15 protein-coding genes are annotated in these 20545 nt (G+C 71.6%); 4 read left to right on the forward strand and 11 right to left on the reverse strand.

The window, feature by feature from the left end; translation table 11 throughout:
* The 7 genes from K1J60_RS35565 to K1J60_RS35595 form a co-directional block, all read right to left on the reverse strand.
* Positions 1-3873: a lipopolysaccharide biosynthesis protein gene (locus K1J60_RS35565; protein ID WP_220649792.1), complete on the reverse strand. Its 3873-nt coding sequence runs from the start codon at positions 3871-3873 to the stop codon at positions 1-3.
* On the reverse strand, positions 3866-4690 hold the full coding sequence (locus K1J60_RS35570) for a polysaccharide deacetylase family protein (RefSeq protein WP_220649793.1): 825 nt from the start codon (positions 4688-4690) through the stop codon (positions 3866-3868). The genes K1J60_RS35565 and K1J60_RS35570 overlap by 8 nt, the downstream gene beginning before the upstream one ends.
* Entirely contained in the window at positions 4687-5709 is a 1023-nt protein-coding gene (locus tag K1J60_RS35575) for a glycosyltransferase family 2 protein (protein ID WP_220649794.1), read from the reverse strand. The genes K1J60_RS35570 and K1J60_RS35575 overlap by 4 nt, the downstream gene beginning before the upstream one ends.
* Positions 5706-6509 (reverse strand): glycosyltransferase family 2 protein, encoded by an 804-nt coding sequence (locus K1J60_RS35580; RefSeq protein WP_220649795.1) that lies wholly within the window; start codon positions 6507-6509, stop codon positions 5706-5708. Before K1J60_RS35580 ends, K1J60_RS35575 begins: the two co-directional genes overlap by 4 nt.
* 352 nt (positions 6510-6861) lie before the next feature.
* The gene (locus tag K1J60_RS35585) at positions 6862-7983 is read right to left on the reverse strand and encodes a GNAT family N-acetyltransferase (protein ID WP_220649796.1); all 1122 of its coding nucleotides are present in this window, start codon (positions 7981-7983) and stop codon (positions 6862-6864) included.
* Between the two features lie 3 nt (positions 7984-7986).
* Positions 7987-8349 carry a hypothetical protein gene (locus K1J60_RS35590; protein WP_317619734.1) on the reverse strand — a complete coding sequence of 121 codons (363 nt, stop codon included), beginning with the start codon at positions 8347-8349 and terminating at the stop codon, positions 7987-7989.
* 233 nt (positions 8350-8582) lie between these two features.
* Positions 8583-9788, reverse strand: coding sequence for a S8 family peptidase (locus K1J60_RS35595; RefSeq protein WP_220649798.1), 1206 nt, complete (start codon positions 9786-9788; stop codon positions 8583-8585).
* Positions 9789-10102: 314 nt separating this feature from the next.
* On the opposite strand from K1J60_RS35595, the gene K1J60_RS35600 reads away from it, so the two are divergent.
* A complete protein-coding gene (locus tag K1J60_RS35600; protein WP_220649799.1) occupies positions 10103-10909 on the forward strand; it encodes an SGNH/GDSL hydrolase family protein in 807 nt (268 codons plus the stop codon).
* Between the two features lie 43 nt (positions 10910-10952).
* Here the strand turns inward: K1J60_RS35600 and K1J60_RS35605 are convergent, their stop codons facing one another.
* The 4 genes from K1J60_RS35605 to K1J60_RS35620 all read right to left on the reverse strand — a co-directional run bounded on the left by K1J60_RS35605 (position 10953) and on the right by K1J60_RS35620 (position 18535).
* Positions 10953-12722 (reverse strand): serine/threonine-protein kinase, encoded by a 1770-nt coding sequence (locus tag K1J60_RS35605; protein WP_220649800.1) that lies wholly within the window; start codon positions 12720-12722, stop codon positions 10953-10955.
* Between the two features lie 72 nt (positions 12723-12794).
* Positions 12795-14594 carry a nickel transporter gene (locus K1J60_RS35610; RefSeq protein ID WP_220649801.1) on the reverse strand — a complete coding sequence of 600 codons (1800 nt, stop codon included), beginning with the start codon at positions 14592-14594 and terminating at the stop codon, positions 12795-12797.
* Positions 14591-16357, reverse strand: coding sequence for a tetratricopeptide repeat protein (locus tag K1J60_RS35615; RefSeq protein ID WP_220651857.1), 1767 nt, complete (start codon positions 16355-16357; stop codon positions 14591-14593). Before K1J60_RS35615 ends, K1J60_RS35610 begins: the two co-directional genes overlap by 4 nt.
* A gap of 654 nt (positions 16358-17011) precedes the next feature.
* Positions 17012-18535, reverse strand: coding sequence for a DUF4331 domain-containing protein (locus tag K1J60_RS35620; protein ID WP_220649802.1), 1524 nt, complete (start codon positions 18533-18535; stop codon positions 17012-17014).
* A gap of 233 nt (positions 18536-18768) precedes the next feature.
* Between K1J60_RS35620 and K1J60_RS35625 the strand changes: the two genes are divergently transcribed.
* The 3 genes from K1J60_RS35625 to K1J60_RS35635 all read left to right on the forward strand — a co-directional run bounded on the left by K1J60_RS35625 (position 18769) and on the right by K1J60_RS35635 (position 20540).
* A complete protein-coding gene (locus tag K1J60_RS35625) occupies positions 18769-19311 on the forward strand; it encodes a sigma-70 family RNA polymerase sigma factor (protein ID WP_033531579.1) in 543 nt (180 codons plus the stop codon).
* A gap of 34 nt (positions 19312-19345) precedes the next feature.
* Positions 19346-20158 (forward strand): anti-sigma factor, encoded by an 813-nt coding sequence (locus K1J60_RS35630; RefSeq protein ID WP_220649803.1) that lies wholly within the window; start codon positions 19346-19348, stop codon positions 20156-20158.
* 115 nt (positions 20159-20273) lie between these two features.
* Positions 20274-20540: a hypothetical protein gene (locus K1J60_RS35635; protein WP_220649804.1), complete on the forward strand. Its 267-nt coding sequence runs from the start codon at positions 20274-20276 to the stop codon at positions 20538-20540.
* Positions 20541-20545 lie beyond the last annotated feature (5 nt).

The following is a 20545-nucleotide window of genomic DNA, read 5'->3' on the forward strand; positions in this document are numbered from 1 at the left end:
TCACGGCGCGCCCATGGTCAGGAAGCGCTGCACCAGTGATGCCAGCAGGAGCGCCAGCAGGGGCAGGCTGAACCAGAAGCTGCCCTGGAGCCACCGGAGTTGCCGGACACCGGGACGGACCGCCACGCGGACCAGCTCGCGGACGCTCAGCAGCACGATCAGGGCGATCGCGGCCAGGCCGCCCACCACCGACCACGGGGTCCAGGTGACCTGGGGGCCGATCGGGCCGGGATCGGGGTCCGGGGCCTTTCCGGGCTGGTCGCGCAGGGCGAAGATCGTGGCGTCCGCGTGGGAGAAGACCTGCTCGATGTCGGCGCGCCTGTCGAGGTTCCGGATGAGCCGGGACTCCCAGTTCTCGGAGTAACCGGCGTCCATCTGGAGGTTGGTGACCTGGCTGCGGTTGACGATCAGGAAGGAGTTTGCTCCCGCGTCCTTCAGCGCCTTGGCCACACCGGACACCAGGACCGGGTCGCTCGGCGCGAGCGTCGGCACGTACTCGATCTTCTCCATGTCCCGGGCGCCCCACGGCATCGCGGGCGTGACGTTGTTCACCGGGTCGTCGCTGAGCCAGAGCAGCCGTACCGTCGGGTCGTCGTGGGCGTAGACGTACTCCATGGCGGCGACCTCGCCCGGGCGGACGCGCTCGAAGGGCTCGTTGCCCCAGCGGGCGACCAGGAAGCCGCCGATGAGGACGAGACCGGCCATGAGGGCGGCCAGCGGGGCGAGGCTCACCCGGTCCTTGTCGCGTTCCTCGGCGGTGACGCCGGTGCGCGGGAAGAGGCCGAGAGCGGCCAGCAGTGCGGCGCCCGGCAGCGCGAACATGAAGACCCGCAGGGCCATCTCACCGCCGTAGGACTGCATCCCGAAGCCCAGGAACGGCACGAACGTCAGGACGAGCACGGAGCGTTCGCGGTACCTGTTCTCGCGGCGGCGCCAGAAGCCGTAGCAGGCGAGGAGCATGACCGTTCCGGCGAGCGCCACGCGCGCGTACAGCACGAGCTTGTGGGTCGAACTTCCCTCGCCGATGCGGCCGGAGACCGAGGACGTGACGTTCCCGCCCACCCCGCCGACCCCGCCGAAGAGTTCGTCGAAGTGCCCCGACCAGTACGGCTCGGCGAGGAAGCCCACCCAGACGGCGACCAGCACGGCGAACAGGATCGGCAGGCCGCGCAGTTCGGAGCGGCCGATCAGGACGAGGGCCGCGAGGACGCCCAGCATCACGAACGGGGTGAGCTGGTGGGCCGGGACCGTCGCCGCGTACAGCGCGATCAGGACCGCCAGGAGCACCGCGCGCTGCCGGCGGTCCGTCGGCTCCACCTCCGCCTCGCCGGGGCGCACCGTGCCCCACAGCATGTGCGGTGCACGGAACCACACCAGGAGGATCGCGACGAAGACCAGGTAGAGGAGGTAGGTGAAGCCCTGGGGGGAGAAGTAGTCCTGGCCCACCCAGCCGCTCAGGACGAAGATCCAGACACCCGTCCACCGGGCGCGCCAGCTCGCGCGCATATGGCGGGCGAGGAGGAACATCGGCGCCAGATAGAGGAGTTGGACGGCCGTCGGCCACCAGCGGATGATCTCGGTGAAGTCGGTGACCCCGCAGGCCCGCGCGACGAACGCCGCCGCCGCGAAGAACCCCGGCCAGCTCCACCGGGCGTCCAGGTCGGGTACGGCCGAGCCGGTGCGGTCGATGTAGTCGATGAAGCCCAGGTGTTGCCAGGCGGTGGCGAACCGGGGTTCGGTCTCGATCACGGCCGGCAGCGCGTGCAGGGAGAACACGGTGGCCAGGAGGGTGATCAGCAGCAGACCGCGGTGCTCCCGGGCCGGCCACAGCAGCGCGGCGAACACGACGGCCAGCAGGCCCGCCCCGATCAGCGTCGGCGTGGGCAGCACGGAGATCAGGCCGAGGCCGCCCATGCGGTCCAGGTCGGAGTCGTCCAGCGCCAGCGCGGGCACCCAGTAGAGCAGCAGCGCGCAGAGCAGCAGGAAGCCGAGGACCAGCCCGGTGATCGTGGGGTGCGGTCGTTCGCGCAGGGGCACCCGAGGCGCGTCCTGGGCGGGCGGCGCCTCCTGGGCCGGGGGTTTCACCGGCTCCCGTACGGACTTCTCCAGCTTCCCGGCCTCTCCTGCCGAGGCCGCTTCCCCTACGGCCTCTTCGAACGGGGCGTCCACCTCCGGGACCCGCGCGGGGCCCAGGGAGGACTCCGAACCCGGCTCACGGTCCTCCACCGGCAGGCCCGGCGAGGACGGAGGCCTCAGCGGACGGGTCGGCCGGTCCTGGGCCCAGGCCGGCCGGTGGTCCCCCCGGGGCACCGCGGTTCCGGTGGGCGGGGTGCCGGGGCCGGGCCGTACGTCCGGGCGGCGCTCCAGATGGTCGAAGTCGACGTGGACGCCGAGGGCGAGGGTGTCGGAGTCCAGGCGCCCCGACCAGGCGCCGCCGCGCTTCCTCGCGGCCGAGGCCACCCGGCCCAGGTCGGCGAGGTCCCCGTCGGGCGCCGCGTCCGCCGGCACCTCCGCGGGCCCGGCGCCGCGCAGGATCCGGTACAGCCGTGGCGCGGCGATCAGCACGATCACCGCGAGGCTGGAGATCTCGGCGACGCCTGCGCCGGTCAGCCCCATCCGCGGCAGCAGGACCAGGGTCAGGCCGAGGACCAGGGCGCACAACAGGCCCTGCAGCCAGGCGAGTCCGGCCGTGCGGCTCTGGGCGCGCAGCACCGCGAAGTACGTCTCCATCACGACCCGCAGGACCGCGCCGATCGCGAACCAGCGCAGCAGCGGTGTCGCCGCGTCCGCGTAGGCCTGCCCGAACACGGCCAGGATCCAGGGCGCCCCGAAGAACAGCACCGCGCACACCGGCAGCATGATCCGGGCCATCCGCCGCAGCGCGGCCCGGGTGTTGGCGGCGAGGCGCGCCGGCTCGTGCGCGCCCTCGACGGTGAGCGAGGCGCCCATGTTGATGGCGAGCAGGTTGACCGTGCCGCCGATGGTGGTGGTGATGTAGAAGTACGCGTTGTCGGCCGAGCTGACCTGTGCGGCGACGATCACCGGGACCAGATAGACCACCGCGAGCGAGAAGAGGGAGCCCGTGTAGTCACCGGCCAGGAAGCGGCCGATCTCCCTCAGCGACGGCGGGTGGGCGTGACCCTCGGTGGCCCGCACATGTCGCGGGATCAGCCGCCGGAACACCAGCCAGCCCAGCGGCAGCACCGACACCGCGATCGCCGCGACCCAGGAGACGAAGACGCCCATGGTCGGGACGGCGGCGGCGAACACCACGAGGAGCACCAGCTTCACCGCCGAGAACACGGTGTTGCCGACCGGTACCCACACCGCGCTGCGCAGCCCGGTGAGCACCCCGTCCTGAAGCGTCAGCGTCGACCAGGCGACCACCGCGAGCACGAAGAACACGGCGTAGAGCGGATCGTGCAGAAAGCTGTACGACGAACCCCACAGGCCCAGCGTCAGCAGGAACACGCCCGCCGCCAGCGCCACGATCACCGCACTGCCCGCGTACGTGCGGAAGATCAGCCGTCCGGTGCCGGGCCCGGCGACCGGGATGAACCGGGCCAGGGCACCGGTCAGCGTCAGCGCGGTGAGCCCGGCGAGGAGCTTCATCGCGGCGATCGCGGCGGAGCCCTGACCGACCGAGGCCTCGGTGTAGTAGCGGGCGGCGGCCAGCCAGAAGCCGAGGCCGAGCACGGCCGAGATGCCGGTGTTCAGCATCAGGGCGTAGGCGTTGCGGAACAGCTGGTCGCCCCCCGCCCCCTTGCCCAGCCCGGGCAGGCGCAGCCTGCGGCCGGGCCCGGGCCCGGCCCCGGCCGCCTCGGTCGTGGTGTTCTCGGCCTCGTGAGCCGTGGTGGTCGTCGTGTCAGACACGGGAACGGATGGCCTTCCGGACCTGTCGTGCTCTTCGGACCATGGCGTACCCCTTGGTGAGGGCACGGTCCCGGGCGAAGGCGCGGGCGAGCGCGCGGCCTTCGAGGAGCCGCTCGAACTCCGCGATGCCCGTGGAGCGCCGCACGGTGACCCGCCGCAACGCGTACGGCCCCTGCGCGCGCCGGGCCAGCGCGTTGCCGACCGCGAGCGACTGGGCGAACCCCGTCTCCCGCACCGCGACGCGCACCCGGCGGCTGGAGTAGCCGTACGGGTAGGCGAACGAGACGGGCCGGGTGCCCAGTTCGTCGGCGACGATGCTCCGGCAGCGCCGCAGCTCGAACCGGAGCCGGTCGTCGTCCAGCATGTCGAGCTGCGGGTGGGTGTGGCTGTGCCCGCCGATCTCCACGCCGTTGTCGGCGAGCTCGCGGACCTGGTCCCAGCCGAGCATGGTGTCGAGGGCCCCGCCGTTGTCGTAGGGGCCCTCGATCCAGCCCGTGGTGACGAACAGCGAGGCCGCGAAGCCGTGCTTGGCGAGGACGGGCAGGGCGTGCCGGTGCACGCCCGCGTAGCCGTCGTCGAAGGTGATCAGCACGGGCCGGGCGGGGAGCGGGCGGCCGAGCCGCCAACCCGCCGCCAGGGCCGCGGTGTCCACCGGGGTGAGGCCCAGGTCGTCGATGAGCGCCATCTGTGCCGCGAAGGCCTCCGGGGTCACCGACAGGTCCCTGGTGGCGTCGTTCGGCGCGGCGGACACCGCGTGGTACATCAGGATCGGCACGGCCGCCGTCGCGGCGCTCGCCGTCCCCGTCGTCTCCGTCATGACGAGCCCCCCTCGCCCCCCTTGCCGACCGGGCCGCCCGGAATCTCGCCGACCGAGAACGTGACCTCGCCCCTGCGGGCCCGGACGCTCCCGACAACGTACCCTCCGGCCGCCGCCGCCACCCCCACGGCGATCGCGCCCGCACGTCCCGCGCCCCCCGCGCGGCCGAGCAGTGCGTCCCGCAGTCCGCGCGCCACCCCGGCGGGCAGCACCCGGGTGGTGTACCGGCGCTCCGACTCCAGTCCCTTGCCCGCGCCCACGCTCCGCGCCACCAGCGCCTTCGACAGGCCTTCGGCGTAGGTGCGCGCGCGGAAGTACCCGAAGCGTTCCCGCGCGTCGGGCACCCGGTGGTGGATCACCGCCCGGTCGTCGAGCAGCAGCACCGCCTCCGGCCGGGCCCGGGAGAGCCGGATGCACAGCTCCGTCTCCTCGCAGCCCAGCGGGCGCTTGTCCCCGTCACGGCCGATACCGGTGGCGAAGCCCCCGGCCGCGTCGAAGGCGCTGCGGCGGAACGAGGCGTTGCCGCCGAGGACGTTGCGGACCTCGGCGACACCGCCGGGCAGCCCCTTGTAGGCGCAGCCCACCACCCAGTCGAACTCCTCCGGGAACCAGGCCGGGCGGCGGCCGGACGCCCACACGGGCACCGTACGGCCGCCGACGGCCATGACCCGGGGGTCGGCGTACCCCCGGGCGAAGTAGCGCAGCCAGTCCCGCTCGGCGACGGCGTCGTCGTCGAGGAAGGCGATGATCTCCCCGTACGAGGCGGCGATCCCCGTGTTGCGGCCCGCGGACAGCCCGCGGGGACCCGCGTTGGCGAGCACCCGGACCTCGCCGCTCTCCTGATGCTCTTTGTACTCCCTGGTGAGACGCTCGAGGAGGGCCTGGTTGTGGTCCACGACCAGGAGCGTCTCCAGGGCCGGCCGGGACTGGGCGCGCACCGAGGAGACCGCCGCGAGGATGTCCTCCCAGCGGTCCTCGGTGTACACGCAGATCACGACCGAGACGGTCGGCTCGTTCAAGACGACTCTCCTCGCCCGGCGGTGAGCGTCGTCGCGTGCGAACGGCGGCGCAGGGCACGCCGGTTGGAGCGCTCCTGCAGGATCACCTTCAGCACGCGCAGTCCGTCGCGGACGGCCCGCAGATTGCTCGCGCCGTGGATGCGCAGGTACTCGTGGCTGGGGATCTCCTGCACTTTCAGGCCCGCCTTGACGACCCTGATGTTCATCAGGGTCTCCACCTCGAAGCCGGTGCAGTCGAGGTCGATCTCGTCGAGGCAGTGCCGCCAGAACGCGTTGTAGCCGTAGCACAGGTCGGTGTAGCGGGCGCCGAACTTGCGGTTCACGGTGGTGCACAGCGCCCAGTTGCCGAGCTTGCGGATCAGGGTCATGTCGTCGGTGCCGCCGCCGTTGGCGAAGCGCGAGCCCTTGGCGAAGTCGGCGCCCGAGACGAGGGCGGAGACGTACGAGACGATCTCGTGGCCGTCGGCCGAGCCGTCCGCGTCGACCATCACGATGATGTCGCCGGTGCACGCCTCGAAGCCGGTGATCAGGGCGTCCCCCTTGCCCTTGCCCCGCTGCGGCACGACCTTGACGTCCGGCCACAGTTCGCGGGCCACCGCGACGGTGTCGTCGGTGGAGTTGCCGTCGACCAGGACCACCTCGTGGATCCAGCCCGGCAGCGTCTTGAAGACGTACGGAAGGTTCTCCGCCTCGTTCATGGCGGGAATCACCACACTCACCGGCGGCGCGATGGCCAGGTGGTCGGAGATCGGCCGGTACGTGACCGGCTCGGGTATCGCCGGGCGCAGAACTGAGCTCATGAGTCTGGTCCCTCTCGTCCGGTGAACCACCCGCCCCTGGGTGGTTCGGAATGTTGTCCGGTTCGAAAGGGGGGTTCTCACTTACGGCATGGCGAAGTCGATCTCCGTGCATGCCGGGTGAGCTGGCAAAGCCGGCCGACTGTCGCGACTCGGCAGTCGGTCGCGCGGCACGACTCGGTAAACGGTGCGGTCACCGAGCACGGCACCCCCCTACCGCGCCCCGCGCCGGGACCGCCGCGCTCCTTGAGCCCTCCCCCAGGAGCATGTGCCGACGGACCGATGCGGGTTTATTTACAGCGATGCAAGACGGTATTGATGATTGAGACCATATGGCAAGACCTCTTACGAGGTCTCACGTTTTTGATGATGTGTCCGTTACCTGACCTCCCGACCGGAATTTCCCCATCCGCTTCAGCAGTTTGTCGGCAGGTTCGAACAGTTCCGGTCGCGCCAGCACCGTGTTTCGCAGAGCCCGGACCGGTGCCCGCCGTGCCCGGTGCCCGAGCGCCACCGGATGGCGCCGGGTGACCCACCCCTCCGACACGGAGATCTCCCGTGTCTTCAGGGAGTCCTTGTACTGCTTCTGCCCCCGGCCCAGATCCAGGTAGGCGATGCCGTCGGCGGCGCCCTCCTCGGCCATGTGCAGATGCAGGAGCAGGCCCGGCGAGAACCTCGCGAACGCCGGGTCGTACGCCGGGAACCAGCATGTCAGCACCCGCTCGGAGCGCAGTCCGAAATGAGCCGCGGCCGGCTTGCCGTCCGCGTACAGCACGGACAGCTGGCCGGCGAAGGATTCGGTGCGGGTGTGGAAGAGCTGGTGCACGAGCCGGGTGATCCACGGGTGCGCGAAGCGGTCGCTGCGGCCGGTCCTGCGGTACTGCGCCGACTTCCAGGCCATCAGGGTGCGCAGGACCCTCGGGTCGCGCTCGTCGTGCACATAGCGCACCTCGCTCACCGCGCGGCCGAGCCTGCGCTCCTTGGCGAACGTCGAGCGGACGAACTTCGGTGAGCCGGCCCGCAGCCGGCCGAGATAGGCCTCGTAGCCCTGCTCCAGGTCCATGACCGGGGACGGGAACGTGCCCGTCACATGGGCCGCGAACGGCGTCTGGCCCTCCGCCAGATGGTCGAACTCCCACACCGCGAGCCCACAGGCCCGCAGGAGTTCCTCGGCGTCCCAGGTGAAGCCCGGCCGGTGGACCACGCCCTGGCAGTCGGAGAGGCCGAGACCGACGGCTCTGCCCACCCCGACGGTGGATCTCTGGTACGGGAAGAAGGCCGCCGGCTCGCCGCCCTCCCGCACGACCGCGATCCGTACGCCGCGGCGGCAGCGGCCCACCGCGAGGGCGAACTCCGGGGACAGGAAGGGGTTCGCCAGCTCGGGAGCGCCGTGCAGATGGGCCTTCGACTGCAGAGCGGTCCAGGCCGCCCGGTCCGCGGCGGTCAGCTCGCCGGGGCGGTACACACTGATGTCCACGTCTCAGGTCCGTCTTCTCTCCGTACGGGCGCCGAGGCGCCGTACCAGACTCGGCAGGATGACGAGCGAGCTGATCACGGTCACGGCCGTGATCCCACGGGTCACCGACCACGAGTGGGTGGCGATCATGCCCTGGGCGACGAGGAGGTTCACCGCGATCGCGCCCGCGAGGGACGTCACGACCCGGCCGAACGGCTCCAGTCCGCGCAGCACGGCCCCGATGGCGGCTCCCGGCGCGACGAGGAGGAAGAACAGGGTGAACGGGCCGCGCAGCACCGAGTCGGTGTCGGCGAACGCGAGCACCGCGCCGACCCCCGCCACGGCCGCGGCCACGCCCGCCAGCAGCGGTCCGCCGCTGCCTGACAACGATGGCTTGATACCCGAGGTCTGCATTGGCGACTTTGCCCCCTGAAGCGCCGGATGCCGGGCTTCAATGTCGCTCAGGCGGCGCGGGGGAGTCAATACGTCGAGACCCGCCACACCCGACCGTACGCCCGATCCTCATGCGTCGGCGAGGACATGCGCGGTCGCACACGAGGAATCCCCGGAGGCGACCCACGCCTCCGGGGAAACTTCTCTTCACGGTGGAGCGGTCGCCCTTACGGGACGATCTGCAGCAGGCGGTTCGGGGAACCGGTGCCGGGGCTGGTCACCTTGCCGGTGACGGCGCCGGCGATCAGGGCCGAGGCGACCTGGGCCGGGGTGGCCGAGGTGTGGCCGGCCAGGTAGACGGCGGCCGCGCCCGCGACGTGCGGTGTGGCCATCGAGGTGCCGGAGATGGTGTTCGTCGCGGTGTCGCTGGTGTACCAGCCGGCCGTGATCGACGAACCCGGGGCGAAGATGTCCAGGACCGAGCCGTAGTTGGAGTAGCTCGCCCGGGCGTCCGTGTTGGTGGTGGCGCCGACCGTGATCGCCTCGGTGACGCGGGCCGGGGAGTACGAGGAGGCGTTGGCGCTGTTGTTGCTGGCCGCGACGGCGTAGGTCACTCCGCTGGATATGGAGTTGCGGACGGCCGTGTCGATGGCGGTGGACGCGCCGCCGCTGAGCGACATGTTGGCGACCGAGGGGCCGCTGTGGTTCGCGGTCACCCAGTCGATACCGGCCACGACACCGGCCGTGGTGCCCGAGCCGGCGTTGTTCAGCACGCGCACGGCCACGATCTTCGCCTGCTTGGCGATGCCGTAGGTGGAGCCCGCGATGGTGGACGCGACGTGCGTGCCGTGGCCGTTGCCGTCCTGCGCCACGTTGTCGTTGGAGACGGCGTCGTAGCCGTTGAACGCCCGGCCGCCGAACTGGGCGTGCGAGATGCGTACGCCGGTGTCGATGACGTACGCCGTCACACCGCTGCCCGCGCTGTCCGGGTAGGTGTACGTGCCGGAGAGCGGCAGCGACGCCTGGTCGGAGCGGTCCAGGCCCCACGGGGCGCTGGTCTGGGTGGCGTCCGCCGTGAAGACCTGGTCCTGCTCGACGGAGGCGACCGCCGGGTCGGCGGCGAGTCTCTTCGCCTCGGTGGCGGAGAGCTCGGCCGAGTAGCCGTTGAGCGCGGACTTGAAGGTCCGCTTCACCGAGCCGCCGTACTCCTCGACCAGGTCCTTGCCGGCGCTCGACGCGGCCTTGAGGCCCGCGCTCTTCTTGAGCGTGACGATGTAGCTGCCCTTGACGGCGGTGGGGGAGTCCGCCGCGAGCACCCTGCCCTCGGCCGGGGCGGCCTGGGCGGGGAACGCGGTCAGACCGCCGAGCAGGGCGGCGGTCGCCACGGTGGTGACGGCGGCGACGCGGAGGTTCTTGCTACGCAGGTGTGCCATTACGAGGGTTTCCTCCTCATAGGCGACGCGCGCATGGGTGTGGCGCGCGTTCGTGGGGGGTGCGTGCGGGATCGCACTCACGGCCGCAGGCGTCGCGTTCCGCTCGCGGCTGTAAGCAGATTGGGTGCTCTACGGGGGTAGATCAAGAGACGTGCAGCGTTGTCATGTTTCTGTCACGATTCTGAAATCGAACAGGGGTGGAACACGGCGGGTGTGTTCGCTTGAGAGTGGGAAAGTATTGACATGAACACTTCCGATCAACACGCGTAGTTGCTACGACGGTTGAGGCAGAGATCCTGCTAAAGGGAGGTTCCATGAGACGTTCCCGACTTGCGGCATACATGACCTCACTCCTCCTCGCCGTCGGCGCAGGCCTCACCGGGGCCGCGACGGCGCAGGCGTCCCAACAGGCCGCCGCCACCGGCTATGTGGCGCTCGGCGACTCCTACTCCTCCGGTGTCGGCGCGGGGAGCTACCTCTCCTCCAGCGGCGACTGCAAGCGCAGCACGAAGGCCTACCCCTACCTCTGGGCGGCCGCCAACGCTCCCTCGACCTTCCACTTCACGGCCTGCTCGGGCGCCCGAACGGGTGATGTTCTGGCGAGTCAACTGGGGCCGCTCGGCGCGGGCACGGGGCTGGTCTCCGTCTCCGTCGGCGGCAACGACGCCGGCTTCTCCGACGTCATGACCACGTGCGTCCTGCAGTCCGACAGCGCCTGCGTCTCCCGCATCAACACGGCGAAGGCGTACGTCGACTCGACGCTCCCCGGCCAACTCGACAAGGTCTACTCGGCGATCAGCGCGAAGGCACCGGCCGCCCATGTGGTGGTGCTCGGCTACCCCCGCTTCTACCAGCTGGGCGGCACCTGCCCCGGCCTCTCCCAGGCCAAGCGGTCCGCCATCAACAACGCCGCCGACTACCTGAACACCGCGATCGCCAAACGCGCCGCCGACCACGGGTTCACCTTCGGCGACGTCCGCTCCGCGTTCACCGGACACGAACTGTGCTCGGGCAGCGCGTGGCTGCACAGCCTCAACCTGCTGAACATCGGCGAGTCGTACCACCCGAAGGCCGCGGGCCAGTCGGGCGGGTATCTGCCGGTGTTCGGGAACGTGGCCTGAGGTCGGGAACGCGGTGTCCTGAGGCCAGGGATGTGGCCTGAGGTCAGGAACGCGGCCTGACGGCCCCGTTCAGGGCTCCGGCGTCGGCTCCGGCGTCGGCATCGCCGTCGTAGTCGGCGTCGGAGCCGCTGTAGCCGTCCGGGTCCTCCGAGTCGTCGGAGGGGGAGGTCCCGCCCGTGGTCGGGGCCTCCGACTCGCACGTCACCGAGAACGCGACCGTGTTGGACTCCGTCTTCACCGGGCCCCGGACCTCCACGCTGATCTCGTCCGCGTGGCTGCTGTTCGTCGAGACGACGACCCGGTCCTGCTTGGTCTTCTCGCCGCCGGACGCGAACGACAGGGTCTTCCAGCCCTCGTCCTCGACCTCGCCGCTCTTCGCCACCCACCGGTAGTCGACGTCCACGGGGACACTGCCCACGGTGAACGTCGCGGTGAAGGTGGGCGCCTCGGCGTCCTGCGGCGGACAGGCACCCGCATAGTCGGTGTGCACGCCCTCGACGGTCACCTCGACCGTCTGCGCGGGCGGCTTGCTGGTCGGCGGCTCGTCGGGGGACTTCGAGGGGGAGTCGCCTTCGTCGGTCGTCGCGTCGCCCCCGCCGGGCTCCTCGCCCGAAGCGCCGTCGTCCGTCCGGTCGTCGGTGCCGCCCACGGTGCCCGCCCCGTTGGTCGGACTGCCGTCCTTCCCGCCGTCGTCCCGGTTGACCAGGGCGTACGTCAGGCCGGCGATGGCGAAGGCGATCGCCGCGATCCCCGCGACCAAGAAGACGAGGGCCCGGCGGTTGCGGTCCGGCTCGCGGCCCGGCACCGGGGAAGGGTGGGGCGCCGCCGGGGTGGGGCGCGGCGGGGTCGGCGGCCCGAACTCGTTCGTGCCAGGCCCCGGTCCGGTCCGCGCGCCCGGACTCGGGAAGGCCGCCACCGTCGGGCTGTACGGGGCCGTGGCGACCGTGTCGGAGTGCGGGGTGACTCCGCCGGAGGGGGTGCCCCCGGCGCCGATGATCCGCAGATCCCGCTCGGCCTGCTCGGCGGAGATCCGTTCGGCCGGATCCTTGCGCAGCAGGCCCTCGATCACCGGGGCCAGCGGACCGGCCCGGTGCGGCGGCGGAAGCTCCTCGTCCACGACCGCGCGCAGCGTGCTCAGCGGAGTGTTCTGTCGGAACGGCGAGTTGCCCTCGACCGCCGCGTACAGCAGCACCCCGAGCGACCACAGGTCCGACTCGGGGCCGAACGCCCGGCCGAGCGCCCGCTCGGGGGCGAGGAACTCCGGGGAGCCGATGACCTCGCCGGTCATGGTCAGCGCGGAGCTGCCCTCGACCGTGGCGATGCCGAAGTCGGTGAGGACGACCCGGCCGTCGTTGGAGATGAGCACGTTGGCCGGTTTCACATCCCGGTGCAGGACCCCGGCCTCGTGCGCGGCGCGCAGCGCGGACAGCACCTCGGCACCGATGTGCGCGGCGCGCTGCGGAGGGAGGGGGCCCTCGCCGTCGAGGAGATCGGCGAGCGACAGACCGCGCACCAGCTCCATCACGATCCACGGACGGCCGTCCTCCATGGCCACGTCGTACACCGTGACGACATTGCGGTTGGCGACCCGGGCCGCCGCCCACGCCTCCCGCTCCAGACGGGCGTACATCCGCTCCACGTCGGAGACGGCGATACCGCCCGGCGCCCGCACCTCCTTGACGGCGACCTCGCGGTGCAGCACCTCGTCGCGGGCCCGCCACACGGTGCCCATGCCGCCCTCGCCCAGCGGGGTCAGCAGCCGGTAGCGGCCCGCGATCACCCGTTCACTGCCCGGTTCTTCGGACACGGCCATCCCCCGTCACTCGCATCCGCACGCGCATCGGCCCGGAATCTCCACTCCGTGCGATTTCTCCCCAAAAGTAGCTCAGCCGAGTGCGGATGTTGCCCCCCTGAACACCAGAACGGCCCCGAGCGCGACGACCAGCAGAGCCGACGCCAGCGGCACGGTCCTGCGCACCAGCGCGGCCGTCGGCCCGCCCAGCCGGCCCTCGCCCCGGTCCATCACCCGCGTCACCCAGCCGCCCGCCTTCACGACGGCGTACCCGGCCGCCGTCAGTGTGAGTGCCAGCCCGATGCCGTACGCCAGCACGAGCAGCAGCCCGAACCACGCCTTCCCCAGCGCCGCCGCGCCGACCAGGACGACCACGGCCGACGGGCTCGGCACCATGCCGCCCGCGAAGCCGAGCAGGATCGTGCCGCGCAGGGTGGGCGCGGTGGGGTGGGTGTGGGTGAAGCCGCCGTGGGTGTGCGTGATTCCGCCGCCGAAGAGGGAGCGCTTCTCTTGGGGGGCGTGGGCGTGGGCGTGGTCGTGCTGGTGGTCGTCGGGCTCGTGTGTGTGGGAGTGGTCGTGGTCGTGGTCGTGGGTGTGCCCGTGGTCGTGGGGGACGACCGACGTGTGGGTGTGCGTGTGGGTCTCGCTGTGCGCGTGGGTGTGTGAAGGAGCGGCCTGGGCGAGTACGAGTTCCCGGCTGGGCTCCGGCTCGTGGCCGTGGTCGTGACTGTGGTCGTGGTCGTGCTCATGGCTGTGGTGGCTGTGGCCGTGGGCATCGTCGTGGTCGTGATCGTGTGAGTGCCCATGCCCATGCCCATGCCCATGCCCGTGTCCGTGCCCGCTCGTGTGGGTGAGCGCCAGTTTGCGGTTCAGCCACGCGCGGCGGGCGAGGGTGACGCCCGCTCCCATCACGAACAGGCCGCTCGCGATGCCGAGCCAGGTGATGACGGACGGGGCGGCGGCGGAACCGGCCAGGACGAGGAGGCCGAGGGCGACGACGCCCAGGGTGTGGGTGACCGTCACGGACGCGGCCATGGGCAGGACGTCACGCATCCGGGCCCGGTCGCGCGCGGCGGCCGTCGCGGCCATCAGGGTCTTGCCGTGGCCCGGTCCGAGCGCGTGCATGGCGCCCAGGAACAGGGCGATACCGAACGCCAGGGCGCCGAAGCCGAAGGTCAGGTCCTGGCTGGAGACCAGGTCGTCGAGGGCCCTGGTCCAGCGGTCCGCGCCGCGCGGGAGGATCGAGGCGCCGGGCGCGTCGTTCTCCCGCTCGGCCAGCGCCGGACCGCCCGGCCGCACCTGGAGCGAGGCCGTCGCGGTGTCCTCCGGTGACTGCAACAACTCCTCGGGGTAGCTGGTGAGTTGCTTCGACACCGACTCCTCGGGCACATCCGACCCGGCCAGGGTCGTCCGGTCGCCCCGTGCGGTGACCTCGCGCCAGCCGGGCCCGGAGTCCACGGCCGCGTGGAAACGTACGTCGGCGGCCCGGTCCGGCAGCGGGGCCGTCAACCGGCACTCCACACGCAGAGTCTTCAGACCCGCCTGGCCCGGCCATTCCTCGGCCCGGCTCGACTTCAGCGCCACCTCGGCGGCACCCCCGTCGACGGTGACCTCACTGCCCTCGGCGGCCTTCTCACACCGCTCCCGGGCCCAACTCGCCATGCCCTGACGCTCGATGGCGGGCCCGGCCTGGGTCGCCGGGATCTCCGCGAGGTCCTCGACATGGAGGATCTTCAGCCGGCCGGGGGCGGCGACCAGACCGTCGTACCGGTTGACGGTGAAGTTGCCAAGGGGGTGCGCGCTCGCCGTACCGGTGGGTCCGGCGAGGACGAGCGCGCAGGCGGCCAGGAGGACCGCCGTGCCGGTGGCGAACACGCGCCGGGGAGGGGTCACTTGGCGGTCTCCAGAGCCTGCAGTGCCTTCAGGGTCTTTCGGGCCTCGGCCGCGCCGAGCGGCGAGAAACCGGCGTTGAGGTCGAGCGCCGCCTTCAGCGAGGCACGGGCCTCCTTCTTGTCGCCGGCCGCGTATTCGACCATGCCCCGGTGGTACAGGAACGTCGCGTCCCGGTATCCGGTGGCGGTGGCCCGGCGGGCGTACGGCAGGGCTTCCTCGTCTCGGCCGTTGACGTGCAGCGCCCAGGCGAGGGCGTCCGCCGTGTGTACCGTCTCCCGGCGCTTCCACTCGGCCTCGGCGGCCCGCAGCGCGGCCTTGGTGTCCCCGTGGTCGGCGGCGGCGAGCGCGGTGTCGAGGTCGGCGTTGACGCCGTTGGAGCGCGCGATGGCGGTGTAGGCGTCGACCAGCGCGTACTGGTCGCCCGCCTTGGTCTTGTCGCCCTCGGCCTCGTACAGCTCACCGAGCACGACGAGCGGCCCCGGCAGCGGATAGGAGGACACCACCTGCTCCAGGCCGCTGATCGCCTGGGCGCCGTCGCCGCTCGCGGCCTGGGCGCGGGCGCGGCCCTCCAGGGCGGGGAGATAGGTGTCGTCGGCGCCGAGGGCGCGGGCGTAGTGGTCGAGTGCGGTCTTGTAGTCGCCCTGCTTCCAGGCGAGTTGTCCGAGCTGGGTGGCCACGTAGGCGATGTCGCCGCGCGTGGCCGCCGAGTCCAGGGCCCGTTCCAGAACGCGTCGGGCGGTCTTCACGTCGCCGCGCAGCTCGTACACATAGGCGTACCGGGTGAAGACCGGGATGCCGGGGCGGCGGGTGTCGGCGAGGCGGACCGCCTTCAACGCGTCGTCGTAACGGCCGAGTTCGACCAGGGCGTCGACGCGGCTGCACAACGCCCGTTCGCTGTAAGGGTTCTCCTTCAGTGCCTGGTCCGCGTACCGCAGGGCGTCCTCGAACTCGTGGCGGGCGGCGGCGAGGGCGGCGAGTCCGGCGAGCGCCGGGTCGTTGTCCGGCCGCAGTTCCAGCGAGCGCTTCAGGGCCTTCTCGGCCTGTGGGTAGCGGGAGGGGTCGCCCTTGACCCGGGCCTGCTCGACGTAGGCGAGGCCGAGCGTGGACCAGGAGCCGAAGTCCTTGGGCTGCTCCTTGAGATGGGCCTGGAGCCGCTCGACCGCCGTGTCGAGGTCGCCGCCGGCGAGCTGGGCCGCCGAGACACCCGGCGAGGAGGACATGGCCACTGTCCGGTCGTCGTCCCTGGCGCCCAGCGCGACAGCGAAGCCGGTGAACGCGACGGCCAGCGCCGCCGCGCACGCGGTGAGCCGCGCCAGCCGTCGACGGGCCGACTCGGGCGCGGGCCTGCGGCGAGGCCCGCCGGCCGGCCCGCGCCCGAGAACCGGACCGGTCTCCGGACCCACCTCACTCTTCGACACGGCCCCGGCCGCGACGATGCCGACTCCGGGCCCGCCCCCGGCCCCGGCACCGGACGCGGAACCGGCTTCGGTGTCCGACACGGGCCCGGACTCGTCGTCGGACGCGGCTTCGGACACCGGGTTCGGCTCGGCGCCGGACGCGGCGTCGGACTCGGTGCCGGGCGCGGGGCTCGGTTTGGCGTCGCGCGCGGATGCGGATGGGGCGTCGGGCGTGGCGTCGGGCTCGGTCTCTGGCGCGGCCTCGGCGTCGGATGCGGCGTTGGGCGAGGCCCCGGCATCCGAAGCGGCGTCGGCTTCGGTGTCGGGCACCGGGCTCGATTCGGCGTCCGTTGCGGCTTCGGACACGGGGCTGGGCTTGGCGTCACGCGCGGATGCGGATGCGGATGCGGCGTCGGGCCGGGTGTCCGAAGCGGTCCCGGTGTCGGATACGGCGTCGAGCGCCGCCCCGGTGTCGGATGCGGCGTCGGACTCGGTGCCGGGCGCCGCCCCGGTGTCGGATGCGGCGTCGGACTCGGTGCCGGGCGCGGGGCTCGGTTTGGCGTCGCGCGCGGATGCGGATGGGGCGTCGGACGTGGCGTCGGGCTCGCTGTCGCGAGTGGCCTCGGCGTCGGGCTCGTTGCCTGACGCGGCCCCGGCGTCCGAAGCGGCGTCGGCCACCGGCCTCGGCTCGGCATCGAACCCGGACGTGGACTCGGCGTCCGACGCGGCCAAGCCCTCCGACGCAGCCCCAGCGTCGCGCGCCGACCCGGTGGCGGAGGCCGACCCGGATTCGGCGAGGTCGCCCCGGTCGTGCTCGGGAGCACCCTCGTCGGGACGCCGGCGTCCGTCCTGCGGCGCGCTCTCGTTCGTACGCGGGGACATGCCCTCTCCTCAACATCCTTGCCGAGTGCGGTGATCGGGGTCGTGGGGCGCGGCCCGCGCCGTGGGGGATGGATACGAGCGGGCCGCGCCGGTCACGGCGGCCGGGCCCCATGGGGAAGGGCCCGGACGCGGGGCCGGCTAGTAGTACGCGCGGTCGTTCCGACGGCGCCACCACAGCAGGCCCGAGCCGATCAGCAGGACACCGGCCGCGCCGGCGCCGGCCGAGGCGGCGATCAGCGTGGTGTCGTCGGTGCCGCTCTCGACGCCGCCGCCCAGCGCACTGCGGACGTTGTTCGTGGTGTTGCCCTTGACCGTCTTGCCCCGCGAACCGGCCGTCGGGAGACCGACGTACGGGAAGGACTTGCCGAACTTCTTGTCGTTCTTGTCGACCGCGTCACCCAGGTCGTTGGGCGCGTCGACCAACTCGCCCTCGACGACCTGGAGCGCGATGTCGATCACGTCGTCGGTGAGCCGGCGCCCGTTCGGGAAGCCCTGGTTGTCACCGTCCAGCACACCCAGCCGCTTCGGCTTCTTGGTGGGCTCGATGGAGGTGTTGAGCCGCAGCTGCTCCGAAGGGGTCACGTGCGGCGGCTGGTTGAGGCCCTCGACGCCCTTGAGGAAGACGTCGACGAGGTCGTTGCGCGGCTCCTTGGGCGCCGGGATCTTGTAGATCGCCTCGATGAGCTTGGGCAGCTCGGGCTCGGTGACGTTCTTCAGGAACTGGGCGTCGTCCACCGGCGAGGACGCGTTGAACTTGTCCTTGTCCCCGATGGGGTTGACGACCTCGTTCACCAGCGGCATGCCGAGGCGCGACACCTGGTGGTACTGGCCGTCGGCGCCCTCGCGCTGCGTCGTCGACCAGATGCCGACGATGGGCTGGTCCTTGGACTGGACGAGCGCCTCGCTCGGGATCTGCAGCGCGATCGAGTTGACGTTGTAGCCCTTGAGCGTGTCCCGTCCGACCTCGGAGAGGTCACCGCCGTAGAGCAGGTCGAAGACGCGCAGGTCCAGGAAGAACGGGTCGTCGGCCTGGCCGGCGTACGTGGTCACCCCGCTCGCCGTCTTGTAGACGGCCTCGTCGCGCAGCTTCTTGAAGTCCGGCATCGACGCCTTGCCGACGTTCGACGGCGCCACCCACACGTCGTCCGCGAGCTTGGTCTTGGAGACCGCGCGGCGGTTCTTCAGCTTGATGAGGTCGATGTCGTACGTCTGCGTGATGTTCAGGTCCGGGTCGTCGAGGCTCTCCACGACGCCCGTGTTGTACAGGAAGGTCCTGTCGTTCTTCGTCTTCGTCTTGAACGTGTACCGGAAGATGAGGTCTTCCTGGGCGTCGCCGTCCTGGTCGACGCGGATGTCGTACTCCGCGTCCTCGGAGAAGGTGAAGAAGTTCGGTCCGCCCGCCGGCTCCTCGAAGGGGATCCAGTTCGCGATCACCGTCGTCGTGTCCGGCTTGTCGGGGCTGACGAACGCGTACACGTCGGTGTTGTCGAACTGGGGCTCCCCCGAGATCAGCGGGGCCTCCCGGTGGCTGGAGGCGGAGGCCGCCCCCGGCTGCAACACGGTGACGCCGGCGGCCGCGAGTCCTCCGGCGGCCAGCGAAGCACAGATGAGGGACGCGATGCTCCGCCGTCCCGCGCCGCTCCTGGAAGTAGGTGTCGTCATGCCGTCCGTCCTCTGTCCCAACTTGCCTGACGAACGCCATTCGGAGCGGTCGGCAGGGTGGATTGGTCGAATCCCAAACGTTCTTACGGCGCGTTTGAAAGGTTGTTTCAGCGGAGAGCGGGATTTGTTGATCGGGATCTCGTCCGGATCCGTAACCCCATCCGGAGGTGGGTTGGTTGCGAATGCCTTACGCGCGGGGATGGCCGTGCTCGGTCGGAGGCGAGGGGGAGCGAGTGGAGGCGGACAGGCTTCTGGTCCGGGTGGCCGGAGGCGACCAACGGGCGTTCGAGGAGTTGTACGCCCTGGTGTCCGGCCCGGTCTTCGGGCTGGTGCGCCGGGTCGTACGGGACCCGGCGCAGTCGGAGGAGGTGGCCCAGGAGGTGCTGCTCGAACTGTGGCGCTCCGCGGGCCGGTTCGACCCGGAGCGGGGCAGCGCCCTGTCCTGGATACTCACCCTCGCGCACCGGCGCGCGGTGGACCGGGTGCGCAGCGCCCGCGCCGCCACCGAGCGCGAGCAGCGCGAGGGCCGACGCAACCACCACACCGCCTTCGACCAGGTCGCCGAGGAGGTCGAGGCCGGACTCGAACGCCAGTGGGTGCGCCACTGCCTGGAGAAGCTCACCACCCTCCAGCGCGAGTCCGTCACCCTCGCCTACTACGACGGCTACACCTACCGTGAAGTGGCCGAGCGGCTCTCACTGCCGCTCGGCACGGTCAAGACCCGTATGCGCGACGGACTCACACGGCTGCGCGAATGCCTGGGAGGAGTCGCATGAGCGCCCTGTACGGCCGGCCCGGGGGAGGTGCCGAGTGAGCCTCTTCCGCCGCGAGGACCTCCACTCGCTCGCCGCTCCCTACGCACTGGACGCCCTGGAGCCCGACGAGCGGCGCCGCTTCGAGCAGCATCTGGGGCGCTGCGACCGCTGTCCTGCCGAGGTGCGCGCCCTGTCCGAGGACGCGGTCCGGCTCGCCTGGTCGACGGCCGTGCCGGCCCCGGCCGCGATGCGCGACCGGGTCTTCGCCGCCGTGCGCAACACCCCTCAGGAGGACCGGTCCTGGAGCGCCCAGCCGTCGCGGCCCCAGCATCTGCCGCGGCATGTGTGGGGCGCCGAGCCGCCGCCGAGGTCGCGCGCCCGTGCGCCCCGGTTGCGCTCTTTGCTCGTCCCGCTGGCCACCGTCACGGCCGCCGCCGCACTCGTGGTGGCCTCCCTCTTCGCCGTCCAGGCCGACCGCACCCGCGACGAGCTGGCCGCCGAGCGCGCGCAGGCGAGTGAGATCGCCCACGTTCTCGCCGCGCCGGACGCCCGCGCGACCAGCGACCGGGACGCGGAGGGCCACAGAATCGGAGTGATCGCTTCCGCTGAGGAGCGGAGCGCGATCGTGACCCTCAGCGGATTCGAGGACCTCCCGAAGAACCAGGTGCACCAGCTCTGGCTCATGCGCCCCGACGTGCAACCACGCTCCCTGGGTCTCTTCGACGGCGACACGCCCTTGGTCACCAGCGGAATGAACGCCGACGCGACGTCACTCGCCGTGACCGTCGAACCCGACGGTGGATCACCGCAGCCCACCAGCCAGCCAGTTGTCCAACTCGCCCTGGAATCGGTCGGATTCGGAGAGTAGTCAACAACGCTGTTACGGGGTAGGTGAATACCGGGACCGTGATTCCCGAGTGCTCCAACGGGGCGATATGGTTACGCTGCCCGGGCCGGGTGGACTCGTACGGGTGGGGAGTGACATGGAACAGATAACAGTGCGCAGGGCGCGAGTCCCTGCGATCACGTGCGGGAGCAGCGCGACCAGCTCGCGCCTCGACCGACATCTCTCGGTGCTGAGCGGCCCCGCCGTGCCACAGCGCGAGGCGGCCGAGGCGACCTCGCTGATGCGCGAGATAACGTCACGTTCCGCGCAGGAGCGCAGCAGCCGCAAGGACACGCGCGTCGGGCGGGTCTCGCTCTTCGCCCCCCTGAAGAGGCTGCGCCGCTCGCTTTTCGGCAGCCGCTAGCACCA

This window comes from Streptomyces akebiae (assembly GCF_019599145.1).
Classification (GTDB): Bacteria; Actinomycetota; Actinomycetes; order Streptomycetales; family Streptomycetaceae; genus Streptomyces; species Streptomyces akebiae.